The sequence below is a fragment of the Kordia aestuariivivens genome (assembly GCF_014397005.1).
GTDB classification, from domain to species: Bacteria; Bacteroidota; Bacteroidia; order Flavobacteriales; family Flavobacteriaceae; genus Kordia; species Kordia aestuariivivens.
This window is the reverse complement of record NZ_JACGWS010000018.1, coordinates 22,753-46,805: the sequence shown is the minus strand read 5'-3', so window position 1 is coordinate 46,805 and position 24,053 is coordinate 22,753. Positions and strand designations below refer to the sequence as shown.

The window sequence follows — 24,053 nt, the reverse complement described above, 5'->3', positions numbered from 1 at the left end:
ATGACAAATATCATATTTTAAAATCAATTCATTTGTAACCTTTGTTACAGGTATAAATGAGCAATACTATGAAACAAACTACATGTTTTCATTGTGGTGATGCGTGCGAGTCAGAAATCATTCAACTAGAAGAAAAATCTTTTTGTTGTTTTGGATGCAAAACGGTGTACGAATTATTTTCGGAAAACGATTTGTCGTGCTACTACGATTTACAAGCGTCTCCAGGTGCAATTCCAAAAGAAATAGCAGGGAAATATGACTTCCTAACACAACAAAATATCATTGACAAGCTGCTGGAATTTAATGATGAAACTACGCAAATAGTCACGTTGTACATTCCGCATATTCATTGCAGTTCGTGTATATGGATTTTGGAAAACTTACACAAACTCAATCCAGAAATCTCAACTTCACAAGTCAATTTTGGCAAAAAAACAGTCCGAATCACCTACAATGCAACGACTTTTTCACTAAAAGAAGCCGTTTTATTACTGAGCAAAATAGGCTACGAACCGTACATAAGTTTGGACGATTATGCAACTGGAAAAAACAAAATCAACCGTACGCTCATTTACAAACTTGGAATTGCCGGATTTGCGTTTGGAAATGTGATGTTTCTATCATTTCCCGAATATTTTCAAGTCAGCGGATTTTGGATAGAACAATACAAACCACTTTTCCGTTGGTTAATGTTTGCCTTTTCGCTTCCTGTAGTTTTCTATGCTGCGCAAGATTATTTTATCTCAGCCTACAAAGGCTTGCGCGCAAAATTGCTCAACATTGATGTGCCGATTGCGTTGGGAATTTTTGTGTTATTCATAAGAAGTGCTGTGGAAATCATATTTGATCTCGGTTCAGGTTTTTTTGATAGCCTTACGGGATTGGTCTTTTTTCTATTACTGGGTAAATTTTTCCAACAAAAAACATACACATTTCTATCCTTTGAACGTGATTACAAATCGTACTTTCCAATTGCAGTCACGAAAATTTTGAACGGAAAAGAAACGCCAATTCAAGTCTATGATATTGAAAAAGGCGATCGGATACTCATCAGAAACGAAGAACTCATTCCTGTAGATGGAATCCTGATTAATGGAAATGCTTCTATCGATTACAGTTTTGTCACGGGCGAATCGGAAACGGTTCAAAAACAATCGGGAGATAAAGTATTTGCAGGCGGCAAACAAACCTCAGGAATCATTGAAATAGAAACGATCAAATCGGTAGAACAAAGTTATCTCACACAATTATGGAGCAATGCAATATTCGACAAAAACAAAGAAGAAAGTTTTACAACACTCACAAATGCGATCAGTAAACACTTTACGATTACGGTCTTGACAATTGCGTTTGTAGCGACTTTATTTTGGTTATGGTTTGATGCTTCCAAAGCGATGAATGTATTCACAGCAGTCTTAATCATTGCCTGTCCATGCGCGATTGCGTTGGCAGCACCATTTACGTATGGAAACCTATTACGAATCTTCGGAAAGCTAAAATTCTATGTAAAAAATGCGAGCGTTCTAGAAAAACTAGCAACCATCAACACGATTATATTTGACAAAACAGGAACGATTACGTCCAATCAAAAAAGTACGGCAAGCTATGAAGGCGAACAACTAACGACTGCCGAATCTACCTTGTTGAAAAACACCTTGCGCGGTTCCAATCATCCGCTGAGTAGAACACTATATGACATTTTAGACGAACAAAATATTGTCACACTAGATCAATTTGAAGAACATGTAGGCAAAGGAATGACGGCACGTTACCACAACGATCATATCAAAGTTGGTGCGGCGAAATTTGTTGGTCATGAAGACAGAACAACCATTCTAAACACAACGGTTCACATTAGTGCAAACGATACATACAAAGGAAAATATACGTTCTATAATTCATATCGAAAAGGCTTATCTAAACTATTCAATAAACTCAAAAAAACGTATGATTTGGCAATCCTTTCGGGAGATAATGAAGGCGAACGCGAAAACCTTAAAAAACTATTGCCGTCTAAAACAAAATTAATTTTCAACCAAAAGCCAAACGATAAACTAGAATATATAAAATACCATCAAGCAGAAGGCGCAAATATCGTAATGATTGGCGATGGACTAAATGATGCAGGTGCGTTAGCGCAAAGCGATGTTGGAATTGCCTTGTCGGAAAACGTAAACGTATTTTCTCCTGCGTGTGACGCGATATTAGATGCTTCTAAATTCAATCAATTAGATCGCTATCTGAACGCTTCCAAATCCGCCATAAAAATCATCAAATGGAGTTTCGTGCTCTCATTCATTTACAATACAATCGGATTATACTTTGCCATCACAGGACAATTAGCACCTGTCATCGCGGCTATTTTAATGCCATTAAGTTCTATAAGTATTGTGCTATTTACAACGGTTTGCACAACGATTGTAGGGAGGAAGCTAAAGTAATTATAGTTTCATACAGTTCTAGCTAATTATAACAAATGTCAAGTCGAGCATTATTGAAATCAAAATATATTTTGATTGAAAATACCTAGCGTAGCTATCGAGACTCAATAAAAGCAATGAGTCAAATTACCTCTCGACTGCGCTCGAGGAGACAATTTTATTATGTATTTCAAGAAGCTTAAGCGACGAAGGAATCTGCTTCTTAAGAAACAATTTTCATAACAGTCGTAATGCTTGTATGCTGAGTTTATCGAAGCTCAACATCTCATTACAGTATTCAAAAAAGTTTAGATCATAATTTCTTATAAAGAATCATCCTAAACTAAATCAAACTATGAATTAAACCTAAAACATGATAAAAGTCATTTTTTAGGAATCTATGCAAACGTAATTTTGAACCATAACTTCAATAGGTATGAGTGTTATATATGTTTTACTAACCATCAGTATTGTGGTCGCAATATTCTTTTTTGTCGCATTTATCATAGCGGTTAAAAACGGACAATTTGACGATAGTTACACGCCATCGGTGCGCATGTTATTTGAAGATGAATTGGTAAAAGACAAACCAAAAAAAGAGAACTAACCACAAAAATAAATAAGTATCATTATGGAAATACAACAATTTTATTACGATAATAAAATCGTTAAAAACTTCATCTACGCCACCATAATTTGGGGAATAGTAGGAATGTCAGTTGGGTTATTATTAGCATTACTATTTCTATTTCCAACGATAGGGGAAGGAATTTCTTGGTTAAGTTTTGGACGTTTGCGTCCATTACATACCAACGCAGTGATCTTTGCCTTTGTCGGAAACGCCATCTTTGCAGGTGTGTACTATTCGTTACAACGACTGCTAAAAGCGCGAATGGCAAGTGACTTACTAAGTAAAATTAACTTTTGGGGATGGCAAATCATCATTGTTGGAGCCGCAATAACCTTACCATTAGGCTATACAACCTCTAAAGAATATGCCGAATTAGAATGGCCATTTGATATTGCTATTGCAATCATTTGGGTTGCTTTTGGAGTCAACATGATTTGGACCATCTTAAAAAGAAGACAACGTCACTTATATGTAGCGGTTTGGTTTTACCTTGCCACCTTTGTAACGGTTGCTGTATTGCATATTTTCAACAGTTTAGAATTGCCAGTAAGTGCATTAAAAAGTTATTCAGTATACGCAGGTGTACAAGATGCTTTAGTGCAATGGTGGTACGGACACAACGCGGTTGCGTTCTTCCTAACAACACCATTCTTGGGATTGATGTATTACTTCATTCCGAAAGCGGCAAACAGACCTATTTATTCGTATCGACTATCTATTGTACACTTTTGGTCACTAATATTTATCTATATCTGGGCAGGACCGCATCACTTATTATATACGGCATTACCAGAATGGGCACAAAACTTAGGAGTTGCCTTCTCTGTCATGTTATTAATGCCTTCTTGGGGAGGAATGATCAACGGATTGCTAACGCTCCGTGGCGCATGGGATAAAGTACGAACCGATCCTGTATTAAAATTCATGGTCGTTGCGATTACTGGATACGGTATGGCAACCTTTGAAGGGCCAATGTTATCCTTAAAAAATGTAAATGCTATTGCGCACTATACAGACTGGATTATTGCACACGTTCACGTTGGAGCCTTGGCATGGAATGGTTTCTTAGCCTTCGGTATGATCTATTGGTTGGTACCAAGACTCTTCAAAACAAAACTATATTCAAAAGGATTGGCAAATGCGCATTTCTGGATAGGAACCTTAGGAATTGTAATTTATTCATTACCAATGTATGTGGCAGGATTTACACAAGCATTTATGTGGAAACAATTCAATCCTGATGGAAATTTAGTCTACGCAAACTTCTTAGAAACAGTTACGGAAATAATGCCAATGTATTGGATGCGAGCTATTGGAGGTTCACTATACATATTTGGAATGTTCTTCTTAGCATACAACATAGTAAAAACGATTGTAACATCAAAAAACAAAGTAGCAGACGAATTAGCAGAAGCTCCAGCATTGCAACGTGTATCTAAAAAACGTACCTCTGGAGAAGGATGGCATACATGGTTAGAGCGTAAACCAATCAAACTGACTATTTATGCTACGGTTGCCATCTTAATTGGTGGAATTGTACAAATAGTGCCCACATTAATGATTGATTCTAACATTCCAACAATCACGGAAGTCAAACCATACACACCATTAGAACTCGAAGGGAGAGATCTCTACATCCGAGAAGGTTGTGTCGGTTGTCACTCACAAATGATTCGTCCGTTTAGAAGTGAAGTAGAACGCTATGGCGAATATTCCAAAGCAGGAGAATTTGTGTACGATCATCCATTCTTATGGGGAAGTAAACGTACCGGACCCGATTTACATCGTGAAGGAACAGATAAGCTAAAGAAGTCAGATTCGTGGCACTTTAAGCACATGTACGATCCTAGAGGAATTGAAGAAAAATCGATTATGCCAGCTTATCCATGGTTAATTCGAAATGAACTCAATACATCAATGACGCAAGCTAAAATGCGCGCTATGGTTACGCTTGGAGTTCCATACACAGAGCAAGAAATTATAGATGCCTTACAATACATGGACGAGCAAGCTATTGGAATCGTTAAAAACCTAAAAGAAGATCCAGATTTGGCAGCTTCTTTTGAACAAGCAGAACAGGAAGCTACTGCTGAAGGAGCAGCATTCATCGCAGTAAAAGATCGTGAAATCATTGCATTGATTGCATACTTGCAACGATTAGGAACAGACATCAAAGTAAAAGATTCAAAACTAACCACTGAAAAATAAACACCATGCTAAAATTTGTAAAAAATCACATGGAAAGCATTACGGGTATTGAAATCTACCCATTAATTTCCTTACTCATCTTCTTTACCTTCTTTATGGTGTTATTTTGGTGGGTAATCACAGCAAAAAAAGAATACATCACGAAAGTGAGTAATATTCCATTAGACAACCAACAAAATAACGAAACGCTATGAGAAATTTAATTCCATCCTGGATTCGTGTCTTGGTCATATTCTTTCTGATTTTTGGCGCTATTGAATATTTTGTCGACTCTGGAGATCAACCAGCATATATGGCAGAACCAATGATAATGCTATTCTTACTATTAGTCATATTAGTACTAATAGCAATAGAAGGTATTGTGGCTGCATTAGAACGCATCTTATTAAACGGTTTAACAGAGGAACAAAAAGTGAGTTACCTCGAAAAGAAAAATAAAGTTCCAGAATACAAATTGATCAACTGGGTTAAGAAAACCTACAAAAAATTGCTAGGATCTAAACCTATTGAGGAAGAAGCTGAAATTATATTAGATCATGATTATGATGGCATCAAAGAGCTAGACAACAACTTACCACCATGGTGGATATACAGTTTTTACATCTCCATAATTTTTGCGGTTGTGTATCTGCTCAACTATCATGTATTTGGCGGTCAAACGCAAATTGAAGCCATGGAAGTAGAATACGTAGAAGCAAAAGCAGCGTATGAAGAATACCTAAAAACAGCAAAAGACCTTGTCGATTATAAAAGTGTTGTATTGCTTACAGAAGCTTCTGATTTAAGAGCTGGACAAGAAATTTACACTGCAAACTGTGTTGCGTGTCACAAAGCAGATGGTGGTGGTGGAATTGGTCCAAATTTGACGGATAAACATTGGATTTTAGGCGGCGGCATCAACAATGTATTTAAAACGGTTTCCAAAGGTGGACGAAGCGGAAAAGGAATGGAAGCGTGGTCTAAAAAAGGACTCAAACCATCTCAAATAGCGCAAGTGTCGAGTTATATATTGTCGTTTCAAGGAACGACGCCAGCCGAACCAAAAGCAGCAGAAGGCGAAATTTGGGTCGCACCAACAGCAGTTGATGAAAATATAAAGGCGACAGATTCTATAAAAGTAGAAGTCAAAGAATAAACAACAAAAATAATTTTGGAAACACCAAAAAACGAAATATTTAGAGATTCCATTGGAACAATAAATGAAGATGGAAAACGTGCTTGGGTGTATCCAAAAAAACCGAGCGGCAAGTATTATGAATGGCGAAAAATCGTCAGTTATGTATTGTTAGTATTTCTATTTGCCGCTCCGTTTGTAAAAATAAACGGAAACCAGTTTTTACTAATGAATGTATTGGAACGTCGTTTCAATATTTTTGGATTTCCATTCTGGCCACAAGATTTTCATTTGGTAGTAATCTCCATGATTATTGGCGTTATTTTCATTGCGCTGTTTACAGTAGCATTTGGGAGAATATTTTGCGGTTGGATGTGTCCACAAACGATCTTTTTGGAAATGGTTTTCCGTCGGATTGAATATTGGATTGAAGGCGATAGAGGAAAACAAATCCGATTGGAAAAACAAGCTTGGAATGCTGAAAAAATTAAGAAACGGCTTTTAAAATGGTTTATTTTCTTGATCATTTCTTTTGCAATTGCGAATGCATTCCTAGCCTATTTAATTGGAAGTGATGAACTCATTCAAGATATTGTTGACGGACCTTTTAAACACTTGGGAACCTTATTTCCATTACTGATCTTTACAGCGGTATTCTACTTTGTATTTGCATGGTTTCGTGAGCAAGTATGTATTATTGCGTGTCCTTACGGAAGATTGCAAGGCGTGTTATTAGATAATAAATCGATTATAGTAGCGTACGATCACAAACGTGGAGAAGGCGAAAACGGACGTAAAAAGATTCGGAAAAATGAAGACAGAGCCGAATTAGGTCATGGTGATTGTATTGATTGTTTTCAATGTGTGAATGTGTGTCCAACAGGAATTGACATTAGAAACGGAACACAACTCGAATGTGTTAATTGTACCGCGTGTATTGACGAGTGCGATGACATTATGGAAAAGGTAGACTTGCCAAAAGGATTGATTCGTTTTGCAAGTGAAGATGAAATTGAAAAGAAAGAGAAGTTCAAATTTACACCACGATTAAAAGGATATACGGCGGTTTTAGTCATTTTAATTGGTGTGTTGATCGGAATGTTGCTAATTAGAAATGATGTAGAAGCAAATATTTTACGTCTATCAGGACAATTATACGAGCTAAAAGAAGGCAACCGAATCAGCAATGTATTTACCTATAAATTGGTCAACAAAACAACAGAAGCCATTCCAGATGTTCAGTTTAGAATGCGAAAGGTAAAAGGAACTATAAAATTGGCAGCAACAACCAACGAATTTATCATTCCGAAACAAGGAATTGCAAAAGGAACTTTATTTCTGGAAATAGATAAAAGCGATTTAAAAAGCGGGAAAAATTATATCACAATTGATATATACAGCAAAGACAAACTTATAGAAACCACTTCGGTGAATTTCTTAGGACCCACGAGTTATAACTAATTAGTTGCTGCTTTTTGGTTGTTTGTTTAGCGTAGTATAAATGAACGTCAGGTTGAGTGATTTTTGAGAGAAAATCGTATCGAGAACTACTTTGAAACAGAAAGACTAAAATGTGAAAATTTTCGCAATGGTAATATAAAAGCTAAAACCCGCATTAAGGATAGAGGCATTGTTGGAGCTCTTTGTGAGATGCTGAATTAAATTCAGCATGACGAGCAAAAGCGACTGCCGAAAGCCTGACCGGAGATTGTACTGCGCAAAGCAGCAGTATAATTGGAGGAAATGCCATAAAAAATAGAACAGATGAAAATAAATTGGGGAACAGGAATTGTATTAGCATTTATAGCGTTTATAAGCTTTATTATGTTTTTTGTAGTGCGCATGAATGTGCAATCAGAGTACGATCATGATTTGGTGACAGATTCCTATTATGAGGAAGAATTAAAATATCAAAAAGATATTGATAAGCAACGAAATGCACAAAAGTTACTGCAAAATGTGACATCAAAACAAACAGCAGCAGGGATAGAAATTACCTTTCCAGAAACGTTTGCTGTTGAAAATATAAAAGGAAAAGTGTTCCTATATAGACCATCTAATAGACAATTCGATTTCGAGATTCCAATCTCGTTATCAAACCACACATTGCTCATACCTGACAATCGTTTATTAGGTGGTCGCTGGAACATTACCGTGGATTGGAATTACAAAAAAGAGTATTATTTATACAAAGAAGAAATAACATATTAGGCATAAAAGATGATCGCTACGGGATTTTTATTAGGACTTTTGGGAAGTTTTCACTGCGTAGGTATGTGCGGGCCAATTGCGTTTATGTTGCCCGTAGATAGAACGAATAGCTATAAAAAAGTAGCACAAATTTTACTGTATCATACAGGAAGATTGCTTTCCTATGCAACGATCGGGTTTATTTTTGGATTGCTTGGCAAAAGTCTGTACATTTTTGGAATGCAACAACGTTTATCTATTATAATTGGTATTGTGATGATTGTTGCAATTAGTATTCCGTATAAAACATTCAGTAAGTACAACTTTTCAAAACCTATTTACAGAATCATTTCAAAGGTAAAATCGAGCTTAGGAAAGCAATTTAAAAAGAAAAGTCTAGATACTTTTTTCACCATCGGATTTTTAAACGGATTGCTCCCTTGCGGATTGGTCTACATGGCAGTTTTTGGCGCCATTGCTCTTGGAAGTATGTGGCAAGGAAGTTTATACATGCTCTTTTTTGGTTTGGGAACCATTCCGTTAATGACCACTGCAATTTACGTTGGAAAATTCCTGAACACTTCTATCAAACAACGCATTCAAAAAGCAATTCCCGTATTTGTAGTAATTATTGGTGTGTTATTTATTCTTCGTGGCTTAGGTTTGGGCATTCCGTATATTTCTCCAGCTCCAAATGCTGGAATGGTTACGAATGTGATGAATTGTCATTGAAAAGTTTATATCTTTAGCTATAAGAGAAATAATAGGAGTTCCTGTTATATATGTTAGCAAAATACAGAGTAAAATGAGTGATAAACATGATATAAATACTTATGAAAAACTTGCTCTCGGAGCTTCTTTTTTTTTGGAAGAATCTTTTAAATATTTAGATTTAGCACTTAGAGATGAACTTACAACTATTCTCTTCTCTGAACTATTAGAAAACATTGAACCTAGTAAAGAAGATGAAAAAATATTTGATAAATTAAATTTACCTGAAACTCCAATCGGATTATTACAATCTGATTCACTTGAGGTAATTTCAGATGAAACCACTAAAATTATGTTTGATGCATGGGATAATGCTCAAGCTCGAGCAGAAAAAGAAAAGTATAAATTCGGATTAGACCATAAAATTGATTCTATTCAAATATTAGGTCATTTAAACAATTTTGGTTTCTTTATGGAGACGATAATTAATAGGCACTTATTGTTCTTAAATCAATCAAAAATTATAGATGATCCTAGCTATTCTAAAATATCAGTTTCAAGAATTATGGAACGAATTAAATATATATTTAAGGATGAATCAAATGAAAATAAAGTTCCTCTAAACGAGGTTCAAAATCTATTTAGATTAAGAAATAAAACTGTTCATTTTACTCCTGACAATGCTAAGCTGTTGAAACCAAAAATATCTCAACTGATGAAAATATGGACTCAGTGCACTAAACTCGTTGAAAAACTTGAGCAGAAAGAGAATTTTAATGAGTTGAATTTCTCTAAACAGATAATTAACTATTCAAGAGGAATTCAAAACAAATGGAATTAAAAGTCATCAAAATTTTCGTTTATAATTTGAATTCAACACAAGTAAACAAAATAAGAGTCTAATAATGAGGTTTTTAACTCGAAATTTCACTTTTGTAGAAGTTATATTGAACTTAGCTTAGTCTAACACTTCAATCTCGTTTTATAAAATACCAAACACCCGTTTTTATAACTTTTTTTCGATAGCCGAAAAGGTGAAATATTTTGGTGGTTAAAAATGCCGCAATTTTAGGGTTTACGAAGAGTGCATTTGCATTCTTTTTATCTTGTTGCACGCCTGGTAAAACGCGAAGAATATGATGTAGTTTTAATTTTCTGAATACACTTGAAAGTTGTAGCCAAAAAACAGAAATCTTTGTAATGATAAAAAAACCATCATCTCCTTGTGATTGGTACAACGGCATAAATATTTTCCCGCTAACACTAGCTTTGATAGCTTCTTCGTTGCTTGTCGCGAGTTTTTGAGATTTCTTTACGGAATCAAAATTCTTAAATCCTGCGTTCATGGTAAAATGTTCTCCCTTTTTCAGATGATAGCGATCACTTATTTCATAAAAATCAGTGGACAAAGAATCTTTGGACAGCGTTTGTTTATAAAACTCGCGGTGTTCAATGTTGCGTTTATCAACAGCATTGGAAGCGAGAAGCGTTTGCCAAATAAAGGCTTCACAATTTTCTACAGCTTTTGGATCTTCATGCTGACCCGCTTCAAATCCTAAGGCAATATGACCAAATTCATTAATGTAAGTTAATAACGGACCATCCAGATATTCTTCAATTCCTAAAATAATTGGAAGCTTAAAATTTGACACAAATTGTCGGTTGAGTAACGAATCACTTATCGTGACAAACGGAATCGTTTCTGCTGAGGTTGTATGCAAATCAATAAAAATAAAAGTGCCTGTGTGTGAGTTTAGAATGTTTTCGATACAATTGTAAAGCTCCGATTGTTCTTTTTCTTCCTGAGAACCAAATGTCGTTTTCGATTTAATTTTCTGGATATTCTCACGTGTCCAAAGTCGATTCAAATCTGAAGTTTCATAGCGAATATTTTTTTGAATTGCGTTTAAATTTCCTGCCAATGCATAAAAATTACAGCGTAGTTGGATGTCATTTTCACGAATACTTTTGATCACTTTTTGCAGCCCATAAATTCCAGCAGGTTCGTTTCCGTGAATTCCACCAATAAAAATTAATGTCGTGGTCGCTTCAGGGTTTAATTGATTGTAAATAATGCGGTTTAAATCTAAAATAAGATGTTGCATAAAAAGAATTCCAAGATGAATTAGTTGTTTTGGATCTTTAGAAGATCATTTTTTGTAAAGATACCTACTAAATAATCATTGTCTAAAATAGGCAAACAAGCTACATTATTTGCTGTCATTTGTTTTTCGGCTTCTTCCACAGTCATCTCAGGATAACCGACAATTACATCGCTGCTCATAATGTCTTTTACAAACGCATCGGGTTGTGTATTTGCAGCTAAATTTGTCGCAGATATAATCCCTACAATTTTATTATCGACATTCACTACTGGAAGATGGTGAATATTTTTCCAATCCATTATTTTTTCAATTAACGAAACCAAATCATCTTCATTCACAACATACACTTCTTTCGTCATTACTTTATACATTTTATTGTGTGAATGTGTTTCTTCATTAGCTGAAGATGTTGCCAATTCCCATTGATGGACAGGAATATTTTGAAGTTGATTTTTATGTAAATTATACGTCAATAAAATATTTGTTTCTTCAGCAGAAATGGTTTCTTTAAGTTTTCGAGAACTGCGAATTTGCCATTTACTTCCCGTGATATTATTTTTGATCCGTTGTGTTATAATGCCTAAATAATAAACAATATCAACATCACTAACATTCGATTTTTTCAATCCTTTTTTTGCCATGGGAATCAAAACTTCTAATGCTAGTTCCTTTGCGGACATTCCTTTGCCAAACCAATTAAAATACGAATCGATTCCCGTACGTGCTGCTTTGATAAAATTTCCACGCGCATCTTTAAAATCCATTTTTTCCCAAATGTTTTTATAGTTATCAGGCATTCCTTGCATGACACCAACCCAAAACAATGCATTTGCAATTTCATCTTTAATACTTGGTCCAGCTGGAATGTATCTGTTTTCAATACGTAAGTGTGCTACGTTTTTGGCAACTCCATAACAGACTCTATTCCACTTGTAAAGTGTGCCGTTATGAAGATTCAATGCTTTTAACTTTGGTTTTATTCCATTGGCTAAATCGTCCACGGAGTTTCCTTCAAAATCGGTGGTGACTAATGCTTTATAGCGTGTAATATCATCCGTAAAAACATCCAAAATAGAATTTCGAATCCAATCGGTTCCAAAGGAAACTCTCGGTTTTTGTTCTCGTAATAAATGGGAAGTATTTCGTTGATCTACACTTTGCTGAAAAAGCGCAATACGTGTTTCACTCCACAATTCTTTTCCTAACAACATGGGCGCATTTGTCATGACGGATAAAACGGGTCCGGCAATGGCTTGCGACCAATTGTACTTATCAATAATATCGTCTAATCCGATTTGTAAATGCACTTGAAAACTGGTGTTGCACGCTTCAAACAATATGGATTCGTGATGTAAAATAAGTTCGTCAACACCTCTAATTCGCAACTTAAAATCATTGCCTTTTATCTTTTTCAAGATATCATTCAACGTTCTGTAGCGTTGATGTGGTGTCATATTTTCAAAAATTAAATCGCTACGCTTGAAAGTTGGTAATATTCCAGCGAGGACAATTTTATTGTTTTCAATCTTTTCAGAAGCGGCATGTGCTTTTGCGAGTAAATCTGTAAGATCATTTTCAAGTTGAGAAAAACAATTGCCTTCAAGTTCTAACGGATCCAAATTTGCTTCCATATTAAACAACCCTAATTCTGTAGTAAAATGTGGATCATTAATTTCGTCCAAAATTTCTAAGGCATTAAAAGAAGGTCTGTAAAATGGATCTACAATACACATTTCTTGTTCGGCACCAATACGTTGAATTCCTTTTTCAAAATCATCTGTTTCTATCATCGTAGCTAAGGCTTCAATATCATGCAATAATTGCTTCGTGAATTCCTTTCGTTGTGCTTCTGTATCAATCGCTTTTACTGATTGTGATCCCATAGTTGAAATGTATTAATATTTTAAAATTACTATTTAGTTTTGTATCTTAACATGATAAATGTCATAGTGGTTTTTCAACTTCATTACTACCTTTAGTATAGAATTTAAAGCAAATATCATTATGAAAAAAAGAACACCAGTTTCAACAATTATGACGGCAGAGGTTATTACCTTAAACCATACAGATAGTTTAGATACGGCAGAACGTTTATTTAAAACGAAAAACATTCGCCATATTCCTGTAGTTAGTGGTGATGCTATTATTGGAATGTTGAGTTATACCGATTTACTGCGTATTAGCTTTGCAGATGCAACGGACGAAGGCGATGAAGAAGTAGAAACTATTGTATACAATATGTTTACCATAGAACAAGTAATGGCTAAAAATTTAATCAGCATCACTTCGGATACATTGATTAAAGAAGCGGCAGAAATTTTGGCTAAAAAAGAGTTTCATGCATTACCAGTTGTAGATAATGGAAAGTTGGTTGGAATTTTGACAACAACCGATTTAATTAACTACTTATTAGATCAATTTTAAACAATAAAAAGCAGTAGCGAAATACATTAAAAAACACATCATGAAAAATGTTTTAATACTTACCGATTTCTCTCCGTGTTCACGTAATGCGGCGCAGTATGCGATCAATTTTCTAAAAAACCAAACCTGTTGTTTTTATGTGATGCACGTTCACAAATCGGGAACTTTTACCATGGATGATTTAATGTCTACCGCTACTGCTAATGTTTATGAAAGTATATTAAAGGCTGAAAAACAACGCTTGCATACTTTTAAAGAAGAGTTGGAAAAACTGTCTGACAATGACAAACACGAGTTTCATGGTATTCTTGATTATAATAGCTTTATTGAAGCAACCGATAGTATTATTGAATCGAAAGAAATTCAGTTGTTAGTCGCTGGATATAATGGTGCTTCCAATGCAGCTGAAATCATCTTTGGAAGTCATACCTTAAGTATTATTAGAAGAATCAATTGTACAACGTTGGTCATTCCGGAAGATGTAAAATTTCTACCACCAAAAACCATGTTATTACCGCTTGACACGAAAGATGACATTCAAAGTGAAGCATTCACAACTATTTTAGAGACAGCGAAACATCACAATATAGAAGTCCATATACTGCGTGTGTATGAAAAAGGAATGGATGGCGATCGCTATGACGAATCGTATTTAATGAAACACTTCAAAGAGGTAAACTATACCTATCATGTTATTGAAAATGTGCCGTTGCATTACGTAAAAACGGTGTACATGCAAATGCATACTATTGATATGATTGGACTCATTGTACAAAAAGAATCGGTCTTTGAGCGTTTATTCAAACATTCATCTACTACAGAAATCAGCAAATCGTTAAAAAGACCTTTGTTGGTAACGCATCCATGATAATAAAATTTTCGTAAATCGAATTATGCTACTATAATCTCAAAAAAGCACACGTCTGCGTTGTGATAATGTGATGGCAATTCAGAAGTATTTTTTAGTTTTTTCATTCCTAAAAAATCAAACCCACAATTTTTGTAATGATTAATTAACCGTTCATTTTTTCCACAAGTATCCATTCTGATGAATTTTGCATGTTGCTTGATGGCATACGTTTTAGACCAATCAACAATTGCTTGCACAAAATTATTTCCTCTAAATTCAGGATTTGTGGCGATCCGATGAATGTATATCGCAGCATCATTTTCGCTACCTTCCCAAATTTGCGGATCACTATTAGTTATCGCCCAAATACACGCTATCTTATCTTCAATGACTATTTTAAACTGTCGATTTTCAACAACTTCAGTCGTTATCAATCCTTTGTCGAACTCTGGCCATAGGTTTTCTGGAAATTTTAGTTTCTGAAAATCGGTAGCTAGTTTATACAACCTGAAGATTTCTGGGATATCAGCTATAGTACTGTTTGTTATGGTCATTTTTGGGTTCGTATTAAAAACTGATTTTCCTTTTAAGTTTGTTTTTTTAATTTACTTCGTCTTTTGTGAAATTGGTAAATATTTGTTCTAATTCTTCAGAGTATTCAACTTTATTCACAAACAATTCATTTTCTTCTTGATCTGTTACAATCATTTCGTCTTTATCAATTCTAAATGTCAAAGCAATAAAATTTTGCTCTTGTGTTAAACCATGTCTTCGTGATCTTGATAGTATGAAAGTATATAAAGATTGTCCTGCTCTCAATTTTTCATCAAACTTCTTTTGTCTTAACTTACTAATTAAGTTTAAAACTTTAGGAGTGAAATTTTCATTTATTTCTTTATAAAATCTTTCGATAGAATTCCAACTCTCTATAAATTCTCCTTTAATGCCTTCACCATTCTCATAGTGTTTTGCTAATTGTCCAACGTCAATCCAATCGTACTGACTTTCTAATTTTGAAGGTTCAATTTCATCAATCAACCATTTTTTTAGGACTTCTGCTAGTAGCGACAAATTATGATGTTCAACTACAAATAAATCGCAAGAATCCCATTGCATTTTAAAACTAATTGGATCTTCTTTTCCGTAACCATTTAATTCGCAAGAACGATTTTTAAAATTGATATAATATTGATACATACCTGAACCCCATGGTGAAATTGTCCTTCTCTCGGTTTCTTTCAATTGTGGTTTACTCTCAATAAGCAGTTTTTCGATTTCTTGAATCTTTCTTTTATACCAATCGATAAATTCATATTTACCGTACAAATAATCAATTCCTTTATTATTTATCCATTCGCCCGCACTATGAATTGTTTCTTCAATATTATATGTTCTTCCCCAAGCTTTATTTTGTCCTGATTCTTCAAATGATATTAGATATTCGGGTTTTATATCTTTGTAATATCTATATTCAAAACAATGAATTTTAGTTTCTCTAGTATTCGATTTCAACTTGCAATTCCAATGAACTCCTACTCCTTCAATTAATATTTGAATTGATTCACTCTTTTTAGTGAAATATCTTTGGAGATTTTCATGTAGGTGTTTTGCTATATATTCTTGTTCGAATTTCATTTTTTTTCTTAATGAGAGTACACATATAGCAAGAATCTTTGTGAGTTCTATTATATCTATACTTAAAAAATTACCATTGCTAAATCTATAAGAATTTAAACTTATTTATCCCTTTCTATTTTTAGAGGATTTTGTCGAGTATCGAAAACATCAGCTATTTTTATAAAACTGTTTTCTACATCTACAGAATATATCAGTTTATAATTTTTGAAAATTAGATATCGATATTCAATTTTTCTGTGTTTAAGTAATTCTTCTTCTTGTCCAAGAAATGGTGTTTTTAGTAACTTCTTTGATTTTTTAATAATTCCTGTTACGAGTCTTTTAGCAGTTTTGGAATTTGCTTTCTTTTCGTAATACGTGTAGATTTCATCAAGTTGAGTTTCAGCAAACTCAGACCAAATAACTTTCAATATCATTTATTCGTATTTGGCTAAAAGTGCTGAACTACTTTTGAATCGATTGTTTTTAAAATCATCTTCAGATTGATCAATTCGTTCATTCAACTCATCTTGAGTCATTGGCTCAATTGAGACATCTTTTTCTTTTCTCAATATTTTTTCTAAACGAGAAATGGACGCTTCACTTTGAAGTTTTAAAAATTCTTGTATAAACTCTATTTTCCGAGCCTCTAAATTCATTTTATATTGCTTTTAATCAAATATACAAACTAAAACTTTATATTTCAAAAAATGTAAGAGTTTGAATTATAACCAAAAAAGCAGGAAATCTGGAAATTTTCCTGCTTTTTAAACAATAAATAAAGATTAACTAACAATCTTATATCCTAAATGTCATTACGGGCAATACCGAATGGTTTGCAATATCTTCTGAAATGCTTCCTTCAAAAAAGTGTGCCAATCCTTTGCGTCCGTGTGTTGCAACAGCAACTAAATCTGCATTTTCGGCACTGGCAAAGTTTAAAATACCTTGCTCAATAGAATAATCGTTTACATAATGAACGTTATTCATATTGTCTAAATTCCCATCGGCAACTTTCAAGAAATCGGCAACTTTAATTTCTATTTCAGACGAACTCTTGAAACTTGACCCTGGTAAGTTAACATAGACCAAGTGTACCTTTGCGCCAAGCTTTTTAAATAAACTCGAAGCGTTGATATAGGGTTTGATTGCTTCTTTTGAAAAATCACTCGCAAAAACCACCTTTTCAAAGTCCATCAAAATAGGATTGTGCTTAATGACCAATACCGGAATGTCTGAATGACGCACTACTTTTTCTGTATTCGATCCTATAAAAACTTCTTTTATTCCGCTAGAGCCATGTGAGCCCATTACAATTAAGTCTGCATTATGTTCTTTAGCCACATCATTGACTTCGCTAAACACTTTAAAATGTTTTACAATAGGCGTTACGTCTACGCCTTCTAAAAATGGTTTTTCTAAAAATTCAGTAAACTTCTGCTCGGCTAATTTCAAGTAAAAAACAGCTTCAGCTTGTTTCGAATTCATATCTTCAGAAATCAAGGCGTTTGATAATTCTAACATGTGTAATGCTAAAATTTCCGCGTTGTGCTTGCGCGCCAAAATAGCTGCAGCTTCTAATGCATATTCTGAATGTATCGAGAAATCTATGGGTACAATAATTTTTTTCATCTGTTTCGTTTTTTAAGTTTAAATAGTCATGGAAAACAACTGTGTACCAGGTTTTTTTCGTTGTAAAAGCACGTCAAAAGCCATACAAATATTGCGGACAAAAGGTTTTCCTTTTTTAGTAATGATTAAAGTGTTGTTGTTTAATTGGATCAATTCATCACGTTGAAATTCTTTTAATTTCTCGGTAATATTTGATAATTCAGGAATCTGAGTTGTTTCATGAGTCCACGACGTTCTAAAGTTACACATCAGATTTAAAATATGTTTTCTGATGATTAAATCTTCTTCGCTTAAAAGATGTCCTTTACTTAACGGAATGATGTTTTCTTGCAGCAATCCGTAATAGGTTTCAATATTCTTCACATTTTGTGCAAAACCATACCAACTATCACCAATAGATGAAACGCCTAAGCCAATCATCACTTGTGTTTTTTGTGCTGTATAGCCCATAAAATTTCTGTGCAATCGCTTTTCGATCATGGATGTGTACAAACTATCGGTTGGCAATGCAAAATGATCCATTCCAATATCTGTATAATCAGCTTCTTGCAATAATGTCTTTCCTAAATTGTATTGTGCTGTTTTTTCGGTTGCTGTTGGCAGATCTTCATCGTTAAAACCGCGTTGTCCGTTTCCTTTTATCCAAGGAACATGCGCATAGCTATAAAAAGCAATCCGATCGGGTGCTAATAATTTTGTTTTTGTAATGGTTTCCTGTACATGTTCAGTCGTTTGAAACGGCAATCCAAAAATAAGATCGTGTCCTACGGATGTATAGCCAATTTGTCGAGCAAGCTCCGTCACACGTTGTACATTTTCAAATGGTTGTATTCTATGAATTGCTTTCTGAACCGTTTCATTGTAATCTTGCACACCAAAACTCACACGTCTAAAACCTACATCATATAAGGTTTGCAAGTGTGCTTCGGTAGTATTATTTGGATGACCTTCAAAGCTAAATTCGTAATTTTCTGCCAACGTTGCATTGCGAAGCAAACCTTTTATCAATTGTTGTAAATGTTCTGGAGAAAAAAACGTGGGTGTTCCACCACCAATATGTAATTCTTTAATTTTTGGAATTGCGCCTAATACATCACAATACAACGACCATTCTTTTAATAATGCGCTGATGTAAGGTTGTTCCACTTCGTGTCGTTTGGTAATGCGTTTATTGCAACCGCAAAACGTACACAAACTTTCGCAAAAAGGCAAATGGATATACAAACTGATTCCTTCTGCATTATTACTTTCGTTGAATGATTGTTGCAAAGATTGTTTCCACTTTTTCAATGAAAACGTGTTCATATTCCAATACGGAACCGTTGGATAACTTGTATAACGTGGTCCCGCTACATTATATTTATTTACTAAATTACACATACCTAATTTTATTATACTCCAAAATTAGGAATCCATACGCAGGGAATTTATGACATATATCATATTTGGGAATTATTCAACTCAATTAAAAAACGAAAGTGAATTACTAACATTCAGATATAAAGAATTAAAAAAGACCAACGCTAGTAACGTTTGGTTGCGTTTTTATACTTATAATGGATACAATAGAAATCTATAGCAATGGAAAGAATCGCTTTTGACTTAGTAGTATTTAAAAAAGGAATTTTCTTTGATGTGTTCAATTCAAAAATAATTCCGAGCATAGGTTTAATAGGTCTTATTTCATTATTTAGTTTCGTTGCTATTTATTATATGCTATATGGAGTACATCTTTTTGATTACTTCGTATTTAATTTTATAGGGTTTCTGTTTTTTGTGATGGCATTTATTCAAATAATGAAAATTTTTGGCGATGCAGATGGAACATACCTAAAAAAGGAAGGATTGCTCCTTATTGACGAAAATGAAATTACCATTGATTACACCACTAAATACCCGATCACTGAAATTACCTATGTCAAGTTTAAGATGATGAATTTTATAAAACCTAGAATGTTTGTCTATACTGACAGACGCATAAGGCGCTATACAGCAACAGATAATTACTTAGAATTTCAATACAAGAATAAAAAATATAATTTTCAGTTTATTGTTGATTCAGAAGGACATAAGCAAGTACTTATTGAAAAATTAATTCCACAGTTGCGAACAAAAACGGAAGCGAGTTATATGATTTACTAACAATCAGACGTAAAGAATTAAAAAAAGACCAACGCTAAAGTCGGTCTTTTTTAATTTATAAATTTTATAAGTCACCCTTCTACAAATATAGGAGGACGTTTTTTTCAGTTGGTTACTAAACTAGTCTTTACTCTATAATCTAACAGCCTAGCGGTCTTTTATCTTTTATCGGACACCAAATTTAATTAGTACACGGATACGGATTTGCATTCTTTGTGGCTGTCAACATCGTACGATCTCTAACCGTTGAAGGTTTGTCACTTACTTTGTTATAAGGAGTTCCCACATCAAAACCTTTAGAGACTAATTCTACATTTCCATCATCTAAAATAGTAATGGTAGAATAGCCAAAAAACGTTGCAGCACCTTCGCTTCCGCCATTTCCAGCCACAATTTGGTATGGACCTTCATCTCCCGGTTGCGAACGTTGATAATCATGTACATGTGCAGAAAGCATTGCGGTAACGCCACCAGCTTTCATGGCTGGCCAAATAACTGGACCTTCAGGCAAGCCTTTGTGATCAACTCTTGGAACACCACACACATAATACGGTTTGTGTCCTAAAAGAAAAATATGTTTGATGGTTTCGTCTTTCTGGTATTCTTTAATTTTATTTAAAATCCAAGGTGTTGGCACCATACCTTCTTTACCATGAGTCTTTCCTGTTGGTGGCGCGTTGTAGGTATCTGTGTTCATCACAATGAAACCTGTATTATGTCGCGTAAACGAAAACGTCATGCTATTGATGTGACTTTCTTTTCCTCCAACAGTATCACGGTTTTTAGGCATATATTCTCCCATATATTTCAACCAAATATCGGTAGCGCCTTTTAATGGATATTCTTTATATTTTCCTGATTTATCTTTTTCACTATACAACATTTCATGATTCCCAGGAACGGCAACCATTTCTATACCCGATGTACTAATCGGATTTGCGTCATACAATTTTTTCCAAGCAGCTAATTGTGTATTCAATTTTGGAAGTGTACTTTCTGCAAGGACCAAATCTCCCAAAAAGAAAAATAACTCCGTTTGTTGTTTTTCGGCAACCATTTCTTTAAAAATGCGTTCCAATACGCCTCTATTTGCGGTGGAAGGAATACTATCTGTAACATCGCCCCAATTGACACGATTACAGCCTACAAACGAAAAACTAAAAATAGGTTTTGCGGGGATTACTACTTCTGCTTCGGCTTGTCCTGCTTTTTCTCCTTCTTTCGGTTTTTTGTCTTTACAATTCGTAAATAAAAATAGACATGATAAGATGGCTACGTAATAGATTGATTTCATGTGAATTGGTTTTGGTTAGTTAGTGTTTCAAGATACAAAACAAAATACGAAAAATGTTCTGATGTGACTATGCGTGTTTTTACGGGTTTTAGGATAAAAAAAACCGCTCATTATAAGCGGTTTTATCTAAATATGGTTGTCTAGTGTTTACATTTTATTTTGAAAGGCCCGTATGGATCTTTCGTAGCTTTTAATTTATTATTTATACATCCAACATATTTCATGTTTGTAAACTCTCCATCATGTTCTGTCACAAGGTCTAATTTGGAAACTTTAGCAGCAGGTAGTTTTCCATTCATATCTACCCAAACTACATTTGGAGTTCGTGCGTTGCAGAAATAATATTTTAATTGTTTATGATCTGAAAGTGTCGACCATAGTGTTGGTGCAATATTAGGATGTCCTTCAAAACCTAGCATTCCAATTGGTACGGAAGCATTTGCTACGACAGATTTTGCTTGCGATAAAGACTCAAGTATGTTTATAGGCGCTTCTAAATGATTATAATAGTAAGATGCTCTTTCAAAACGATCTGATGCAAAAGGACCTCCAGGAATGGTGTGACTTGGAAAATCGTTGTTGTCATTCCATTGCCATGACCAATATTTATTCAATTGAAGTTGAATTTTATAGGTTGGTTCATTGGTCATTACACTATATTCTTTTCCGTAATGAACATGATATTTTCCTCCATATACTTCCACAATTGTTGTGTATCCTTTTCTATCTGATACGGAAAGATGAAGCGCTGCAGTAGATTCACTTCCAGGAACTTTTGTTTCAACAAGTTCTACTTCACCGTTTTCAAATTCATTGCGAACTTCTTTAGCAGTTTTAAAGTTGTCTAAGACATACTGTACCCATCGCAATACATTGAGTGGATTGTATTCCTTCTTCTTTTCTAGTTCATAGTCAGAACCTTTCGCGTAGAGAACATTCGCAACCAATCCTTGCGAATTTATTCCGTCTGAAGCTGCATATCCATGATCTTCATTTCCGACCATAGTTACTAGACTACTATACTTAGAAGTCCATTTCCAATTCTTGTTCTTAAATTTCTTTTTCTTAGCTTGTTTTTTGTCTAGCGCATATTTTATCAATCCACTTTGGTATGAAAATAGACTTGTAGGAAGTTGGGTATTCCAGTCCATGTTTCTAGCGGTTGTTAAATACGCTTTGTTTCTGTTGTTAAATACTCGTGTACACATAATATATGATAGGTTAATGGATTACTAAAGGGCTTTTTTTAAGAACCTAATGATAATACTATTTAACCTATAAGTTCAGCGTGTAACTACCCGTTTATTTTTTTTTGGAGGAATTAATTGTTAGCTAGCGTAATACAAGTGTAATTCGTGCCAAATTCATGTAGATATGAATTTCAAAGAAGATTATTTTTACTTCAAAACGGTCGTTAGATATACAATTCCGAAGATCCAACCAATATACAAAAATGTGTAGGCAAACGCGTAGACTGTTGATAATCCGAGATCGTTTTGTGTGTGATGCGCTTTTGAAAACACCAATCGCATGGCTCTAAAAAACACCCAATACAACATGGCTAGAATCATAAATAGTGAAAACCAAAAGATGGTCTCTAGTACGACAAGTAAAAACACCAATACGATTGACATTAGAATCCATAGAATAATAGAAATAATCACTCCGCCAATACCATCGCCAATGTCAATACCAATATCAGGTACGTCGCCTACTGTTCCATTTCCATTTCCGAACCATTCAGGACTTTTAAAATCTTTCAGTTTGGGAAAGTTGTCGGCAATACGTGCACCTTTGTACAATCCGTATGTTAAAAACAGAAACAGTGTTGCAGCAATAATGCCAAGTGAAATGTAAAAATTGGAAGTGATACTTCTATGAAAATTGATTCCTGTAAGATATACCGTCAACGCCGTTGCAACAATAACAAGCAACGAAACGATGAAAACAGATTTTCCTTTGAGATATGTTTTTTTGGGTTTCAAGAGGTTGAAGATACTTATTTTCTTTGAAGTTGAGATATTGGGTTGGTGGTTTTTTTATTCAGTTAATTTGTTCTTTAAATCCATTCTTTCGTGTAATATTCTAATGACTTCAATTTCGTTATTAGAAACGATTTGGTAAAAAATAATGTGTTTCCCAGTGCTATGCCCCAATAAATTATTCTCAATTTTATCATAGCTTCTTCCGATTGTAGCACTTTTAGCGATTTCTCTACAAGCAGATTTTATCATGCCATAATATTTATCAGCTTGATTTTCCGACCAAGTTTTTGAAGTATAATCCCAAATATCTGTTAGATCATCAATGGCTTTTTGCCTCAATATGAGTTTAGCCATTTTTTCTTTTTTCAGATTTTAGTTTTGCTAGGTGTTCATCAAAATCAAAGTTTTCCACTATTGGACTATTCAATCCTTCTTGAATAGCATTTCTAAGAGCAATTACCTTACTTTCTTCGTCTTCTAAGAGTCGAAGTCCAGCTCTAATTATTTCGCTAACATTTTTATACCTTCCAGTAGAAATTTGGGTTTGGATAAATTGATCAAAATAATCTCCAAGTGATATAGATGTATTTTTACTCATTTTTCAATCGTTTTATCAAATGTACCAAAAATTGGTAAAACGTCCAAGTTTGTTTGGTTGTTCAAACTATAACTAACGTGTTTGAAACGTTCCCGCAGACCTGCGACAGGCTTTCGGATAAAAAATAATTGT

The 24,053-nt window shown here is 34.3% G+C and carries 25 protein-coding genes; 12 read left to right on the top strand and 13 right to left on the bottom strand.

Translation table 11 applies throughout. The features are described 5' to 3' along the window. The first annotated feature begins 68 nt into the window (after positions 1–68). The 9 genes from H2O64_RS21570 (at position 69) to H2O64_RS21530 (ending at position 10,115) form a co-directional block, all read left to right on the top strand. Entirely contained in the window at positions 69–2,441 is a 2,373-nt protein-coding gene (locus H2O64_RS21570) for a heavy metal translocating P-type ATPase (protein WP_187564317.1), read from the top strand. A gap of 415 nt (positions 2,442–2,856) precedes the next feature. Then, positions 2,857–3,027: a cbb3-type cytochrome oxidase assembly protein CcoS gene (gene ccoS / locus H2O64_RS21565; RefSeq protein ID WP_187564316.1), complete on the top strand. Its 171-nt coding sequence runs from the start codon at positions 2,857–2,859 to the stop codon at positions 3,025–3,027. 24 nt (positions 3,028–3,051) lie between these two features. Continuing rightward, complete coding sequence (gene ccoN / locus H2O64_RS21560) at positions 3,052–5,259, top strand: cytochrome-c oxidase, cbb3-type subunit I (RefSeq protein ID WP_187564315.1); 2,208 nt, start codon at positions 3,052–3,054, stop codon at positions 5,257–5,259. Positions 5,260–5,264: 5 nt separating this feature from the next. Then, positions 5,265–5,453 carry a CcoQ/FixQ family Cbb3-type cytochrome c oxidase assembly chaperone gene (locus tag H2O64_RS21555; protein WP_187564314.1) on the top strand — a complete coding sequence of 63 codons (189 nt, stop codon included), beginning with the start codon at positions 5,265–5,267 and terminating at the stop codon, positions 5,451–5,453. Beyond that, positions 5,450–6,394 (top strand): cbb3-type cytochrome c oxidase N-terminal domain-containing protein, encoded by a 945-nt coding sequence (locus H2O64_RS21550; protein WP_187564313.1) that lies wholly within the window; start codon positions 5,450–5,452, stop codon positions 6,392–6,394. The genes H2O64_RS21555 and H2O64_RS21550 overlap by 4 nt, the downstream gene beginning before the upstream one ends. A gap of 15 nt (positions 6,395–6,409) precedes the next feature. Beyond that, positions 6,410–7,834, top strand: coding sequence for a cytochrome c oxidase accessory protein CcoG (ccoG, locus tag H2O64_RS21545; protein WP_187564312.1), 1,425 nt, complete (start codon positions 6,410–6,412; stop codon positions 7,832–7,834). Between the two features lie 303 nt (positions 7,835–8,137). Next, positions 8,138–8,584, top strand: a complete 447-nt coding sequence (locus H2O64_RS21540) for a FixH family protein (protein ID WP_187564311.1) — start codon at positions 8,138–8,140, stop codon at positions 8,582–8,584. A gap of 9 nt (positions 8,585–8,593) precedes the next feature. After that, positions 8,594–9,295 carry a sulfite exporter TauE/SafE family protein gene (locus H2O64_RS21535; protein ID WP_187564310.1) on the top strand — a complete coding sequence of 234 codons (702 nt, stop codon included), beginning with the start codon at positions 8,594–8,596 and terminating at the stop codon, positions 9,293–9,295. 73 nt (positions 9,296–9,368) lie between these two features. Continuing rightward, the gene (locus H2O64_RS21530; protein WP_187564309.1) at positions 9,369–10,115 is read left to right on the top strand and encodes a hypothetical protein; all 747 of its coding nucleotides are present in this window, start codon (positions 9,369–9,371) and stop codon (positions 10,113–10,115) included. 130 nt (positions 10,116–10,245) lie between these two features. Here the strand turns inward: H2O64_RS21530 and H2O64_RS21525 are convergent, their stop codons facing one another. Further along, positions 10,246–11,379, bottom strand: coding sequence for a M14 family metallopeptidase (locus H2O64_RS21525; RefSeq protein WP_187564308.1), 1,134 nt, complete (start codon positions 11,377–11,379; stop codon positions 10,246–10,248). 20 nt (positions 11,380–11,399) lie between these two features. Beyond that, a complete protein-coding gene (locus tag H2O64_RS21520; protein WP_187564307.1) occupies positions 11,400–13,262 on the bottom strand; it encodes a CBS domain-containing protein in 1,863 nt (620 codons plus the stop codon). A gap of 121 nt (positions 13,263–13,383) precedes the next feature. Here H2O64_RS21520 and H2O64_RS21515 point away from each other — a divergent pair, with 121 nt between their 5' ends. Further along, positions 13,384–13,803, top strand: coding sequence for a CBS domain-containing protein (locus H2O64_RS21515; protein WP_187564306.1), 420 nt, complete (start codon positions 13,384–13,386; stop codon positions 13,801–13,803). 40 nt (positions 13,804–13,843) lie between these two features. Beyond that, entirely contained in the window at positions 13,844–14,671 is an 828-nt protein-coding gene (locus tag H2O64_RS21510; protein ID WP_187564305.1) for a universal stress protein, read from the top strand. A 23-nt stretch (positions 14,672–14,694) separates the two neighbouring features. On the opposite strand, the gene H2O64_RS21505 is transcribed toward H2O64_RS21510, so the two are convergent. The 6 genes from H2O64_RS21505 to hemN all read right to left on the bottom strand — a co-directional run bounded on the left by H2O64_RS21505 (position 14,695) and on the right by hemN (position 19,282). Continuing rightward, entirely contained in the window at positions 14,695–15,207 is a 513-nt protein-coding gene (locus H2O64_RS21505; protein WP_187564304.1) for a GNAT family N-acetyltransferase, read from the bottom strand. 46 nt (positions 15,208–15,253) lie between these two features. Continuing rightward, complete coding sequence (locus tag H2O64_RS21500; protein WP_187564303.1) at positions 15,254–16,288, bottom strand: hypothetical protein; 1,035 nt, start codon at positions 16,286–16,288, stop codon at positions 15,254–15,256. Between the two features lie 101 nt (positions 16,289–16,389). Beyond that, on the bottom strand, positions 16,390–16,707 hold the full coding sequence (locus H2O64_RS21495) for a type II toxin-antitoxin system RelE/ParE family toxin (RefSeq protein ID WP_187564302.1): 318 nt from the start codon (positions 16,705–16,707) through the stop codon (positions 16,390–16,392). Beyond that, a complete protein-coding gene (locus H2O64_RS21490) occupies positions 16,708–16,929 on the bottom strand; it encodes a hypothetical protein (protein WP_187564301.1) in 222 nt (73 codons plus the stop codon). Positions 16,930–17,068: 139 nt separating this feature from the next. After that, entirely contained in the window at positions 17,069–17,902 is an 834-nt protein-coding gene (locus H2O64_RS21485; protein WP_187564300.1) for a universal stress protein, read from the bottom strand. 18 nt (positions 17,903–17,920) lie between these two features. Next, positions 17,921–19,282, bottom strand: coding sequence for an oxygen-independent coproporphyrinogen III oxidase (gene hemN, locus H2O64_RS21480; RefSeq protein WP_187564299.1), 1,362 nt, complete (start codon positions 19,280–19,282; stop codon positions 17,921–17,923). A gap of 201 nt (positions 19,283–19,483) precedes the next feature. On the opposite strand from hemN, the gene H2O64_RS21475 reads away from it, so the two are divergent. After that, positions 19,484–20,044, top strand: a complete 561-nt coding sequence (locus tag H2O64_RS21475; protein WP_187564298.1) for a hypothetical protein — start codon at positions 19,484–19,486, stop codon at positions 20,042–20,044. Between the two features lie 181 nt (positions 20,045–20,225). Here H2O64_RS21475 and H2O64_RS21470 read toward each other — a convergent pair whose 3' ends face one another. From H2O64_RS21470 to H2O64_RS21450, 5 genes are all read right to left on the bottom strand, one after another. Beyond that, positions 20,226–21,338, bottom strand: coding sequence for a metallophosphoesterase (locus H2O64_RS21470; RefSeq protein WP_187564297.1), 1,113 nt, complete (start codon positions 21,336–21,338; stop codon positions 20,226–20,228). Between the two features lie 140 nt (positions 21,339–21,478). Next, on the bottom strand, positions 21,479–22,546 hold the full coding sequence (locus H2O64_RS21465; RefSeq protein WP_187564296.1) for a linear amide C-N hydrolase: 1,068 nt from the start codon (positions 22,544–22,546) through the stop codon (positions 21,479–21,481). A 189-nt stretch (positions 22,547–22,735) separates the two neighbouring features. Further along, positions 22,736–23,323 carry a hypothetical protein gene (locus H2O64_RS21460; protein WP_187564295.1) on the bottom strand — a complete coding sequence of 196 codons (588 nt, stop codon included), beginning with the start codon at positions 23,321–23,323 and terminating at the stop codon, positions 22,736–22,738. 54 nt (positions 23,324–23,377) lie between these two features. Then, positions 23,378–23,677: a type II toxin-antitoxin system RelE/ParE family toxin gene (locus H2O64_RS21455; protein WP_187564294.1), complete on the bottom strand. Its 300-nt coding sequence runs from the start codon at positions 23,675–23,677 to the stop codon at positions 23,378–23,380. Next, positions 23,670–23,921 carry a type II toxin-antitoxin system ParD family antitoxin gene (locus H2O64_RS21450; RefSeq protein WP_187564293.1) on the bottom strand — a complete coding sequence of 84 codons (252 nt, stop codon included), beginning with the start codon at positions 23,919–23,921 and terminating at the stop codon, positions 23,670–23,672. Before H2O64_RS21450 ends, H2O64_RS21455 begins: the two co-directional genes overlap by 8 nt. Positions 23,922–24,053 lie beyond the last annotated feature (132 nt).

Coding starts and splice junctions, on each gene's coding strand:
- H2O64_RS21570 (WP_187564317.1), top strand. CDS start 69: ATGAAACAAACTACATGTTTTCATTGTGGTGATGCGTGCGAGTCAGAA.
- ccoS (WP_187564316.1), top strand. CDS start 2,857: ATGAGTGTTATATATGTTTTACTAACCATCAGTATTGTGGTCGCAATA.
- ccoN (WP_187564315.1), top strand. CDS start 3,052: ATGGAAATACAACAATTTTATTACGATAATAAAATCGTTAAAAACTTC.
- H2O64_RS21555 (WP_187564314.1), top strand. CDS start 5,265: ATGCTAAAATTTGTAAAAAATCACATGGAAAGCATTACGGGTATTGAA.
- H2O64_RS21550 (WP_187564313.1), top strand. CDS start 5,450: ATGAGAAATTTAATTCCATCCTGGATTCGTGTCTTGGTCATATTCTTT.
- H2O64_RS21540 (WP_187564311.1), top strand. CDS start 8,138: ATGAAAATAAATTGGGGAACAGGAATTGTATTAGCATTTATAGCGTTT.
- H2O64_RS21535 (WP_187564310.1), top strand. CDS start 8,594: ATGATCGCTACGGGATTTTTATTAGGACTTTTGGGAAGTTTTCACTGC.
- H2O64_RS21530 (WP_187564309.1), top strand. CDS start 9,369: ATGAGTGATAAACATGATATAAATACTTATGAAAAACTTGCTCTCGGA.
- H2O64_RS21525 (WP_187564308.1), bottom strand. CDS start 11,379: ATGCAACATCTTATTTTAGATTTAAACCGCATTATTTACAATCAATTA.
- H2O64_RS21520 (WP_187564307.1), bottom strand. CDS start 13,262: ATGGGATCACAATCAGTAAAAGCGATTGATACAGAAGCACAACGAAAG.
- H2O64_RS21515 (WP_187564306.1), top strand. CDS start 13,384: ATGAAAAAAAGAACACCAGTTTCAACAATTATGACGGCAGAGGTTATT.
- H2O64_RS21510 (WP_187564305.1), top strand. CDS start 13,844: ATGAAAAATGTTTTAATACTTACCGATTTCTCTCCGTGTTCACGTAAT.
- H2O64_RS21505 (WP_187564304.1), bottom strand. CDS start 15,207: ATGACCATAACAAACAGTACTATAGCTGATATCCCAGAAATCTTCAGG.
- H2O64_RS21500 (WP_187564303.1), bottom strand. CDS start 16,288: ATGAAATTCGAACAAGAATATATAGCAAAACACCTACATGAAAATCTC.
- H2O64_RS21495 (WP_187564302.1), bottom strand. CDS start 16,707: ATGATATTGAAAGTTATTTGGTCTGAGTTTGCTGAAACTCAACTTGAT.
- H2O64_RS21490 (WP_187564301.1), bottom strand. CDS start 16,929: ATGAATTTAGAGGCTCGGAAAATAGAGTTTATACAAGAATTTTTAAAA.
- H2O64_RS21485 (WP_187564300.1), bottom strand. CDS start 17,902: ATGAAAAAAATTATTGTACCCATAGATTTCTCGATACATTCAGAATAT.
- hemN (WP_187564299.1), bottom strand. CDS start 19,282: ATGTGTAATTTAGTAAATAAATATAATGTAGCGGGACCACGTTATACA.
- H2O64_RS21475 (WP_187564298.1), top strand. CDS start 19,484: ATGGAAAGAATCGCTTTTGACTTAGTAGTATTTAAAAAAGGAATTTTC.
- H2O64_RS21470 (WP_187564297.1), bottom strand. CDS start 21,338: ATGAAATCAATCTATTACGTAGCCATCTTATCATGTCTATTTTTATTT.
- H2O64_RS21465 (WP_187564296.1), bottom strand. CDS start 22,546: ATGTGTACACGAGTATTTAACAACAGAAACAAAGCGTATTTAACAACC.
- H2O64_RS21455 (WP_187564294.1), bottom strand. CDS start 23,677: ATGGCTAAACTCATATTGAGGCAAAAAGCCATTGATGATCTAACAGAT.
- H2O64_RS21450 (WP_187564293.1), bottom strand. CDS start 23,921: ATGAGTAAAAATACATCTATATCACTTGGAGATTATTTTGATCAATTT.